8 protein-coding genes are annotated in these 10,218 nt (G+C 62.7%); 3 read left to right on the top strand and 5 right to left on the bottom strand.

What is annotated here, in order from left to right; all coding sequences use genetic code 11:
• Positions 1-636: 636 nt before the first annotated feature.
• The 5 genes from gsiD to iaaA form a co-directional block, all read right to left on the bottom strand.
• Entirely contained in the window at positions 637-1,548 is a 912-nt protein-coding gene (gene gsiD / locus ABLV52_RS22555; RefSeq protein ID WP_023288969.1) for a glutathione ABC transporter permease GsiD, read from the bottom strand.
• Between the two features lies 1 nt (position 1,549).
• Positions 1,550-2,470 carry a glutathione ABC transporter permease GsiC gene (gsiC, locus tag ABLV52_RS22550; protein ID WP_004886274.1) on the bottom strand — a complete coding sequence of 307 codons (921 nt, stop codon included), beginning with the start codon at positions 2,468-2,470 and terminating at the stop codon, positions 1,550-1,552.
• A gap of 72 nt (positions 2,471-2,542) precedes the next feature.
• Complete coding sequence (gsiB, locus tag ABLV52_RS22545; RefSeq protein WP_023288968.1) at positions 2,543-4,084, bottom strand: glutathione ABC transporter substrate-binding protein GsiB; 1,542 nt, start codon at positions 4,082-4,084, stop codon at positions 2,543-2,545.
• A 32-nt stretch (positions 4,085-4,116) separates the two neighbouring features.
• Positions 4,117-5,976, bottom strand: coding sequence for a glutathione ABC transporter ATP-binding protein GsiA (gene gsiA / locus ABLV52_RS22540; RefSeq protein ID WP_348890947.1), 1,860 nt, complete (start codon positions 5,974-5,976; stop codon positions 4,117-4,119).
• Between the two features lie 16 nt (positions 5,977-5,992).
• Positions 5,993-6,934 carry a beta-aspartyl-peptidase gene (iaaA, locus tag ABLV52_RS22535; protein WP_023288966.1) on the bottom strand — a complete coding sequence of 314 codons (942 nt, stop codon included), beginning with the start codon at positions 6,932-6,934 and terminating at the stop codon, positions 5,993-5,995.
• A gap of 235 nt (positions 6,935-7,169) precedes the next feature.
• Here iaaA and moeA point away from each other — a divergent pair, with 235 nt between their 5' ends.
• The 3 genes from moeA (at position 7,170) to ABLV52_RS22520 (ending at position 10,216) form a co-directional block, all read left to right on the top strand.
• Positions 7,170-8,405 carry a molybdopterin molybdotransferase MoeA gene (moeA, locus tag ABLV52_RS22530; protein ID WP_050532939.1) on the top strand — a complete coding sequence of 412 codons (1,236 nt, stop codon included), beginning with the start codon at positions 7,170-7,172 and terminating at the stop codon, positions 8,403-8,405.
• The gene (gene moeB / locus ABLV52_RS22525) at positions 8,405-9,160 is read left to right on the top strand and encodes a molybdopterin-synthase adenylyltransferase MoeB (RefSeq protein WP_348890946.1); all 756 of its coding nucleotides are present in this window, start codon (positions 8,405-8,407) and stop codon (positions 9,158-9,160) included. The genes moeA and moeB overlap by 1 nt, the downstream gene beginning before the upstream one ends.
• A gap of 156 nt (positions 9,161-9,316) precedes the next feature.
• Positions 9,317-10,216 (top strand): glycyl-radical enzyme activating protein, encoded by a 900-nt coding sequence (locus ABLV52_RS22520; RefSeq protein ID WP_032455231.1) that lies wholly within the window; start codon positions 9,317-9,319, stop codon positions 10,214-10,216.
• Positions 10,217-10,218 lie beyond the last annotated feature (2 nt).

Raw genomic sequence — 10,218 nt, 5'->3', positions numbered from 1 at the left:
CACAGGCATATACCTCGCAGGCCCGGCAAGCGCAGCGCCACCGGGCGATGACAGCAGGCACGGAGCCACTTTTATGCCGGGTGGCGGCTCCGCCTTACCCGGCCTACGGGGTCCTCTCACAGGCATATACCTCGCAGGCCCGGCAAGCGCAGCGCCACCGGGCGATGACAGCGGGCACGGAGCCGTTTTTATGCCGGGTGGCGGCTACGCCTTACCCGGCCTACAGGGGCCGTGCAGCCAGCCGTTAATTAACCCACTTGCGCCACTGAAACTGCCGGTGCTGACGGCCTCAAAATCGCTGAGACGTTCCCGGAAGGCCGGGGCAGCCCGCATGGATGCGGGCTGAGGGCCGTGTTTTGCACGGACGCTGCCTCGGCCCGACCCGAAGCCTGCAGGGATAAGTCGAAGGTACCGCGTAGCGGCGATTTTGCTGGCCGGAGCCCGGGGGTACAGGGGGCGGCGGCGACTGGCCGCCCCCTGTGCGCTCCCTGCACCGTAAGAGACATAACGCAGAAAATTAACCGGGAGCGCAATGTGCGCTGACGCCACACGTGATAAACGCTTTTCCCGGATGAGAAAGGGGCAACCGATGCAGCTTATCCCCCCGTCGTGCGCCAGAACGTCACCCGACGTCCCCTACCCCTTTAACTTCGGATCCAGCGCATCGCGCAGGCCATCCCCCAGCAGATTAAACGCCAGCACGGTCAAGAAAATCGCCACCGCCGGAAACAGCGCCACGTGCGGAGACATCACCATATCCGCCCGCGCCTCGTTGAGCATGGCACCCCACTCCGGCGTGGGCGGCTGCGCGCCGAGGCCGAGAAACGACAGACTGGCCGCCGAAATAATCGATACCCCAATGCGCATGGTGAAATAAACCACGATTGACGACACCGTCCCCGGCAGGATGTGGTGGAATAGGATGGTGGCATCGCTGGCGCCAATGCTGCGCGCCGATTCAATAAAGGTCTGCTGCTTTAATACCAGGGTGTTGCCGCGCACCAGCCGGGCGAACGCCGGGATCGAGAAGATCGCCACGGCGATAATCACGTTGGCCATCCCGCTGCCCATGACGGCGACCACCGCGATCGCCAGCAGGATCCCCGGAAAGGCGAACAGCACGTCGCACAGACGCATAATCAGCCGGTCCCACCAGCCCTCATAGTAGCCGGCCAGCAGCCCAAGCACCGTACCGATGGCCGCGCCAATCAGCACCGCCAGCACCCCGGCGGCCAGCGAGATCTGCGCGCCCACCAGCACCCGGCTGAAAATATCGCGCCCCAGCGAGTCGACGCCGAACCAGTGCACCAGCGAAGGCCCCTCGTTAAGCCGGTCGTAGTCAAAATAATTTTCCGCATCGTACGGCGCTATCCATGGGGCGACGATGGCCACCGCAATCAGCAACAGCACAAAAATACCGGCGCCCATGGCCACCGGCTGACGCCGAAAGCGCCGCCAGAACTCATGCCAGGGGGTATGGATCTCGCCGGGCCTGATGCCCGGCATGGCGTTCAGCGCCGCCTGCCTTCTCCAGTTAAGCAATCGCACCTTACTTATACCTGATAGCCGGGTTTATGGCCGCGTACAGCACATCCACCACTAAATTGATAAGAATAAACTCCAGCGAAAAGAGCAGCACTTCCGCCTGAATCACCGGGTAATCGCGCATTTCTACCGAATCGACCAGCAGTCGCCCCAGCCCCGGCCAGTTGAAGACCTTCTCCACGACGATCGAGCCGCCGAGCAGAAAGCCGAACTGCAGCCCCATCATGGTGACGACCGGGATCATCGCATTGCGCAGACCATGCTTGAGCACCACCCGCGTTTCGCTCACCCCTTTCGCCCGGGCGGTACGCATATAGTCTTCATGCAGCACATCGACGAACGACGCGCGGGTAAAGCGCGCCATCACCGCCGCCACCGCCGCGCCAAGGGTCAGCGAAGGCAAAATATAGTGCCGCCAGCTGTCGGCGCCCACCGTCGGCAACCAGCCCAGCTCAACCGAAAACACCTGCATCAGCAGCATGCCGAGGGCAAAGGCCGGAAACGAAATGCCGCTCACCGCCAGCGCCATTCCCAGACGGTCAGGCCAGCGATTGCGCCACACCGCCGCCGCGATCCCCGCCGCCATGCCAAACAGCACCGCCCAGCTCATGCTGGCCAGCGTCAGCCACAGGGTGGGCATAAAGCGGCTGGCTATCTCACTGGCAACGGGACGCCGCGAGGCCATGGACATGCCAAAATCGCCGCGCAGCACGTTGGTGATGTAGTGCCAAAACTGGACATGCAGCGGCTGGTCAAGCCCCAGCTGCTGGCGCACCATCGCCACCACCTGGGCGTCGGCTTCCGGTCCGGCAATCAGCCGCGCCGGATCGCCGGGCAGCATATGGACGAAGAGAAACACCAGCACCGCGACGATTAGCAGGGTGGGGATCAGCCCCAGCAGGCGCTTAATCACATAGTTGAGCATCGTACCTCCACCACCCGCCCCGCGGAAAAACCGCCCTCCTCCCACCCGTGCCGGAGGGCATCATCTCGACCTTCACGGTGTTAAATCTGCCTGTTCGAAGCTGAAGCCGGTGTCCGGCTGGATATAGAAGCCAGTGAGATTCTTGCTGTGGGCAGAGACCAGTTTCTCCACCACCAGCGGCACCCACGGCGACTCTTTCCAGATAATATCCTGCGCCGCTTTATAGAGTTTGGTTTTCTCTTGCGGATCGGTGGTTTTCAGCGCCTCGCTCAGTGCGCTATCCACCTGCGGGTTGCTGTAAAAGGCGGTGTTGAACAGGGTCGGCGGCCAGTTTTGGGAAGCAAACAGCGGCGACAGCGCCCAGTCGGCTTCGCCAGTGGAGGCGGACCAGCCGGTATAGAACATCCGTACCCCGCTCTCTTTCTGCCCTTTACCTTCCACTTCCGCCGCTCGCTGACCGGCATCCATCGCCGTCACCTGCGCCTTAATGCCCACCTGCGCCAGCTGCTGCTGGGTAAACTGCAGCACTTTCTGCGCGGTGCTGTGGTTATGTGACGACCACAGCGTCGTGCTAAACCCGTTGGGGTAGCCGGCCTCTTTCAGCAGTTGGCGCGCTTTCGCCGGATCGTAAGGCCACGCTGGGTAGCTCTGGGCGTAGGCAATCGACGGCGGCACCACGCCGGTCGCCGGGGTGGCATAGCCGGCAAACGCCACCTTGACCAGCGCCTGGCGGTTGATGGCGTAGTTGATCGCTTCGCGCACCTTCGGATTATCGAACGGTTTCTGCGTCACGTTCATGCTGATGTAACGCTGCATGATCGACGGACTGGCCACCAGCTCCAGTTTGCTGTTTTTCGCCAGCAGCGGCGCCTGCTCATAGGGGATCGGGAAGGCGAACTGCGCCTCGCCGGTCTGCAGCATCGCCGCCCGGGTATTGTTATCGACCACCGGTCGCCAGGTAATGGAATCCAGCTTCGGCAGCCCCGGCTGCCAGTAGCCATCGAATTTGCTGACCTTCACGAAGTCGGTCTGGTTCCAGGTATCGAGCTTATACGGCCCGGTGCCCACCGGGTGGAAGCCGATATCTTTGCCATATTTTTTCAGCGCCGCCGGCGAAATCATCGCCGTCGCGGGATGGGCGAGAATATTAATAAACGCCGAGAACGGCTGCTTGAGGGTAATTTTCACCGTGGTCGGATCGACCGCCTCGGTGCTGGCGATATTTTTATACAGGTTATAGCGCTTAAGATGGTTTTCCGGGTTGCTGGCGCGGTCGAGGTTAGCTTTGACCGCCTCGGCGTTAAAGTCGGTGCCATCCTGGAATTTCACCCCACTGTGCAGCTTGATGGTGTACACCAGGCCATCCGGCGACACGGTGTAGCTCTCGGCAAGGACATTTTGCAACTTCATCTCTTTATCAAGGCCGAACAGGCCTTGATAAAAGGACTTCGCCACCGCCTGCGACAGGGTATCGTTGGCATCATAGGGGTCGAGCGTCGTGAAGTTAGACCCGACCGCCACCACCACATCTTTGGCGGCAAAAGCGGGGGCGCTCGCCAGGGCCGCCGCGATACTCAGCGCCAGCCACCATTTGCGTGAAACAGGTTGTGTCATCGTGTTCTCCTGAAAAGGTGCGTTATGTGTTGTTATGCTCTGCCCAGCACATCGGCGGCGTCGCGGGCGACGAAGTGGCCCGGCCCAACCTGCTGCAATGGCGGGCTGGCGATCTCCTCGCCCCGCTTATAAATATTGCCCGGAACGTCATCTGACAGCAGGACCCGTTGCGGATGACGGTAGGCCGGGTCGGCCACCGGTACGGCGGCCATGAGCTTACGGGTATAGGGGTGCTGCGGGTTTTCAAACACCGCGCGGCGCGGGCCGATTTCGACAATCCGGCCGCGATACATCACCGCCACGCGGTGGCTGATGCGCTCCACTACCGCCATATCATGGGAAATAAACAGAAACGCGATGCCCATTTCGCGCTGCAGGTCGAGCATCAGATTGATAATCTGCGCCCGAATGGAGACATCCAGGGCCGACACCGACTCATCGGCAATCACCACCTTCGGATTAAGCGCCAGCGCGCGGGCAATGCAGATCCGCTGCCGCTGGCCGCCGGAAAAGGCGTGGGGGTAGCGCCAGGCATGCTCCGGCTGCAGCCCCACGCGCTTTAGCAGCCAGGCGACCCGCTCGCGCGCCGCCTCCCTGTCCAGCAGGCCATGTACCCGCAGCGGCTCCATAATCGAATCGCCGACCGTCTGGCGCGGATCGAGCGAGGCGTAAGGGTCCTGAAAAATAAACTGAATATTGCGCCGCAGGGACTGCAGCTTGCTGCCGGAGAGGGTATCGATCCGCTGACCATCGAAGGTAATGGTGCCCCCCTGGGTCTCAACCAGCCTCAGCAGCGCCCGGCCGGTAGTCGACTTGCCGCAGCCGGACTCCCCCACCAGCGACAGGGTCTCTCCCGGCCAGAGATCAAAACTCACCTTCTCCACCGCATGCACTTCGCGCGTCACGCGATTGAGCACTCCGCCGCGCACCGGGAAACGGGCCACCAGATCGCGCACCTGCAGAATAGGCTCCCCCGCCACCACCGTGTCTGGCGTGTCTGTCTCCGCCAGCGGCTGCCCCGGTAGCGGAAAGCGGCGAGGCAGATCCTGACCGCGCATCTCCCCCAGCCGGGGTACCGCCGCCAACAGCGACTGCGTATAAGGGTGCTGCGGTGAACGGAAAATCTCCTCGACGCTGCCGGTCTCCACCGCCTCGCCGCGATACATGACCAGCACCCGATCGGCGATATCGGCCACCACCCCCATGTCGTGGGTGATAAAGATCACCCCCATCGCCATCTCCTTTTGCAGGACGGCGATAAGTTGCAAAATTTGCGCCTGAATGGTGACATCCAGCGCCGTGGTCGGCTCGTCGGCAATCAGCACCGCCGGCCGACAGGAGAGCGCCATGGCGATCATCACCCGCTGGCGCATACCTCCGGAGAGCTGGTGCGGATAGCGTGAGAGCATCTCTTCCGCCTGGGGAATACGCACCTGGTCGAGCATCTTTTTCGCCGCGCGCAGCGCCTCTTCGCGCCCCAGCCCCTGGTGCAGGCGCAGGGATTCGGCGATCTGCTCGCCGATGGTGAATACCGGGTTCAGCGAGGTCATCGGCTCCTGAAAAATCATCGCCAGATCCGCGCCGCGTACCCGGCGCATTTCGGCCTCCGATTGCTCATTGAGCGCGATCACCTGCCGGTTGCGCCGTCGCAGCCACAGCCCCTCGCTGCTCACCTCGCTGCTGGCGGCGTCAAGCAGACGCATCAGCGCCAGCGCGGTGACCGATTTTCCCGAACCGGACTCCCCGACAATCGCCAGCGTCTCGCCGCGGCGCAGGCTGAAGGAAAGCTGACGCACGGCCTGCACCTCTGGCGCATCCTGCTGGCGGAACGCCACGTTCAGGTTGCGCACCACCAGTACTTCGCAGGTATCCGTTTCGTGAGTTTGCGGCACTCTCCTCTCCCTTGTTCTATTCGCGATAAATGCCAATGGTCGGCGTATCGCCGGCATAGCACCAGGCGCGGTACATGCCTTCGCTGTTAAACGGTAAAACGACGTTGCCTTCGCGATCGACGGCAATCAGCCCGCCGCTGCCGCCGAGGGCCGGCAGCTTCTCCATCACCACCCGCTCGCAGGCGGAATAGAGACTGAGCTGACCGTACTCCATCAGGGCGGCGATATCGTAGGCCGCCAGGGTACGCATAAAGACTTCGCCGGTGCCGGTGCAGGAGACCGCCACGCTGGCGTTGTTGGCGTAGCACCCCGCGCCCGGCAGCGGGCTGTCGCCGACGCGTCCGGGCAGTTTGTTGGTCATGCCGCCGGTGGAGGTCGCCGCCGCCAGATTGCCGGCCAGATCGAGCGCCACCGCCCCGACGGTGCCCATTTTCTGCCGTTCATCGAGCGGAGCGGCGTGATGGTCAAGGATGATCTCGCCGCCCGCTTTCGCCTCCTGCAGCTGCAGCAGACGCTCGGGGGTGGAAAAGAGATCGTTATCGACGCGCGCCATTCCGTGGGAGAAGGCGAAATTTTCCGCCCCCTCGCCGATCAGCAGCACGTGCGGGCTCTCCTCCAGCACCAGACGCGCCGCCAGCACCGGATTACGTAGATGTTTGACCCCGGCCACCGCCCCCGCCTGCAGGCTGTAGCCGTCCATCACGCAGGCGTCCAGCTCGTGGGTTTGATCGTGGGTAAATACCGAGCCCATCCCGGCGTTAAACAGCGGACACTCCTCCAGCAGACGGACGGCCTCGGTCACGGCATCCAGCGCACTGGCGCCTGCAGCCAACATTTTCTGCCCGCTTTCGACGATAGCCGACAGCGCCGCCACGTACTCCCGCTCCCGCTCCGGCGTCATCTGCGCGCGAGAAATCGCCCCTGCGCCGCCGTGAATTGCTATAACCGCCTTGCCCATTTCGCCAGTCCTTAACGATGAAGTGGATAGCCCCCGCCCTGTCGTACCGCGTCGCGGCGCCGGTCACGTCAGGAATTAGGGTATTGATATCATTATATTGCTGAATGTCTTATACAATTTTTGAATATAGAAAGAGCGGCGGGCGATGTAAAGCCTCGTACCCAGGTGGCATACAGCCCGCGCCGCTTTTCTGCCATAATAGGCGTTTTCGCCGTTTTGCCCGCAGGAGTGACCCATGGATTTTACCGCCGGACTGATGCCGCTCGACACAGCCCTCACCCAGATGCTCGATCGTATTACGCCGCTGAGCGCGACGGAAACAGTACCGCTGTTGCAGGCCTTCGCGCGCGTCACCGCCCATGACATTATCTCCCCGCTGGATGTCCCCGGCTTTGATAACGCGGCGATGGATGGCTATGCCGTCCGGTTGAGCGACCTCAACGACGGCGCGGCCCTGCCGGTCGCCGGGAAGGCCTTTGCCGGCCAGCCGTTTCACGACGCCTGGCCCACCGGCACCTGTATCCGCATCATGACCGGCGCGCCGGTGCCTGCGGGCTGCGACGCGGTGGTCATGCAGGAAGAGACCGAACAGACCGACGTCGGCGTGCGCTTTACCGCGCCGGTGAAAGCCGGGCAGCATATTCGCCGCCGCGGGGAAGATATCGCCCACGGCGCGGTGGTCTTCCCGGCGGGAACGCCGCTGACGGTAGCCGAGCTGCCGGTGCTGGCCTCGCTGGGCATTGCCGACGTCGAGGTGGTGCGCAAGGTTCGCGTCGCGGTCTTCTCGACCGGCGATGAGCTGCAGCTGCCGGGTCAACCGCTCGGCGACGGCCAGATTTACGATACCAACCGCCTGGCGGTGCATCTGATGCTCGAACAGCTGGGCTGCGAGGTCATTAACCTCGGCATTATTCCTGACGATCCGACGCAACTGCGTGAGGCCTTTATCGCCGCCGACCAGCAGGCCGACGTGGTCATCAGCTCCGGTGGCGTCTCGGTGGGCGAAGCCGACTACACCAAAACCATTCTAGAAGAGCTGGGGGAGATCGGCTTCTGGAAGCTGGCGATCAAGCCGGGCAAACCCTTCGCCTTCGGCAAGCTCAGCAGCAGCTGGTTCTGCGGCCTGCCGGGCAACCCGGTTTCCGCCACCGTCACCTTCTGTCAGCTGGTACAGCCGCTGCTGGCGAAGCTCTCCGGTAAGCACGGTCCGCTTCAGGCGACCCGCCTGCGGGTGCGGGCCGCCGCGCGGCTGAAAAAGTCCCCGGGCCGCCTCGATTTTCAGCGCGGTATTCTGCAGCGCAACCCGGACGGCGAGCTGGTGGTGACCACCACCGGTCATCAGGGCTCGCACATTTTCAGCTCTTTCAGCCTCGGCAACTGCTTTATCGTGCTGGAGCGCGAGCGCGGTCACGTTGAAGCGGGCGAATGGGTCGACGTCGAACCGTTCAGCCATCTGTTTGGGGGGCTGTAATGGCCGTGGAGCTGAGCGATGAAGAGATGCTGCGCTATAACCGGCAGATTGTTTTGCGCGGTTTTGATTTTGACGGCCAGGAGCGGCTCAAGGCCGCTCGCGTGCTGGTGGTCGGCCTCGGCGGACTTGGCTGCGCCGCCGCGCAGTATCTGGCCGCCGCCGGGGTGGGACAGCTCACCCTGCTCGATTTCGACACCGTCTCGCTCTCTAATCTGCAGCGCCAGACGCTGCACAGCGACGCCGCCATCGGCCAGCCGAAGGTGGACTCCGCCCGCGAGGCGCTGGCGCGCATTAATCCGCACGTTCATCTGGCGCCGCTCAATGCCTTACTGGACGAAGCGGCGCTGGCGGGGCAGATTGCCAGGCACGATCTGGTGCTCGACTGCACCGACAACGTCGCCATTCGTAACCAGCTCAACGCCGGCTGCTTCCGCCACCAAACCCCGCTGGTTTCCGGGGCGGCGATCCGTATGGAGGGGCAGATCAGCGTCTTCACGTATCAGGAGGGCGAACCCTGCTACCGCTGCCTGAGCCGCCTGTTTGGCGAAAACGCCCTCACCTGCGTCGAAGCCGGCGTGATGGCCCCGCTGGTGGGCACTATCGGTTCCCTGCAGGCGATGGAGGCCATTAAGCTGTTGACCGGCTACGGCACGCCCGCCAGCGGGAAAATCGTAATGTACGACGCCATGACCTGCCAGTTTCGTGAAATGAAGCTGATGCGCCACCCGCAGTGCGAGGTATGCGGTACGCGCTAACGTTCAGCCGCCGGCGAGGGTCGTCGCCGGTGAAGTTGTGACCTCTGCCGTTATTCTATCCCCTGGCGATTATCGCCATCCCGCTTGTTGATTTGCGTCAATATAACTTTCATTCGAAAGTGTTTTTATATTCATACGCAAACAAGAGGGTAAGCCATGATCTTCAATATCCAGCGCTATTCCACCCATGACGGCCCAGGGATCCGCACCGTCGTCTTCCTGAAAGGCTGCTCGCTGGGCTGCCGCTGGTGCCAGAACCCGGAGAGCCGCGCCCGCAGCGAAGACCTGCTGTATGACCCGCGCCTGTGCCTGGCCGGCTGCGAGCTGTGCCAGCAGGCGGCGCCGGCGGTTATCACCCGCACCCTCGAGGGTCTGATCATTCACCGGCAACACGTTAACGACAGCCATATCGCCGCGCTGCGCGACTGCTGCCCCACCACAGCGCTCACGGTGTGCGGCGAGGAGAAGAGCGTCGAGGAGATCATGGCGACGGTGCTGCGCGATAAACCCTTTTACGATCGCAGCGGCGGCGGCATCACCCTTTCCGGCGGCGAACCCTTTATGAACCCGGCCCTGGCGCAGGCGCTGTTGGAGGCCAGCCATCAGGCGGGTATCCATACCGCTGTGGAAACCTGCCTGCACGTACCGTGGAAATACATTGAGCCGGCTTTACCCTTCATCGATCTGTTTCTCGCCGACCTGAAGCACGTCGACGAGGCCGTTTTCCGGCAGTGGACCGACGGCAGCGCCCGCCGGGTGCTGGACAACCTGCAGCGCCTGGCGCAGGCGGGGAAAAACATCATTATTCGCGTGCCGTTAATCCAGGGATTCAACGCCAGCGAAGCCGACATTACCGCCATCACTGATTTTGCCGCCGACCGCCTGCGGGTCAGCGAAATCCATTTCCTGCCCTACCACACGCTGGGAATGAATAAATACCAGTTACTCAGTCAGCCCTACACCGCACCGGACAAACCGCTGGATGCTCCCGAGCTGCTCGCCTTTGCGCAGGATTATGCGCGGAGCAAGGGGCTAACGGCGATCTTACGAGGATAACC

Origin of the sequence: Klebsiella sp. GB_Kp056, assembly GCF_040064755.1 — a bacterium.
Lineage (GTDB): Bacteria > Pseudomonadota > Gammaproteobacteria > Enterobacterales > Enterobacteriaceae > Klebsiella > Klebsiella quasipneumoniae.
The sequence above is the reverse complement of the archived record's forward strand: the minus strand, read 5'-3'. Positions and strand labels throughout refer to the sequence as shown.

Excerpts from the sequence above, each read along its gene's own strand:
- gsiC (WP_004886274.1), bottom strand. The coding sequence starts at position 2,470 with ATGCTCAACTATGTGATTAAGCGCCTGCTGGGGCTGATCCCCACCCTG.
- gsiB (WP_023288968.1), bottom strand. The coding sequence starts at position 4,084 with ATGACACAACCTGTTTCACGCAAATGGTGGCTGGCGCTGAGTATCGCG.
- iaaA (WP_023288966.1), bottom strand. The coding sequence starts at position 6,934 with ATGGGCAAGGCGGTTATAGCAATTCACGGCGGCGCAGGGGCGATTTCT.
- moeA (WP_050532939.1), top strand. The coding sequence starts at position 7,170 with ATGGATTTTACCGCCGGACTGATGCCGCTCGACACAGCCCTCACCCAG.
- moeB (WP_348890946.1), top strand. The coding sequence starts at position 8,405 with ATGGCCGTGGAGCTGAGCGATGAAGAGATGCTGCGCTATAACCGGCAG.
- ABLV52_RS22520 (WP_032455231.1), top strand. The coding sequence starts at position 9,317 with ATGATCTTCAATATCCAGCGCTATTCCACCCATGACGGCCCAGGGATC.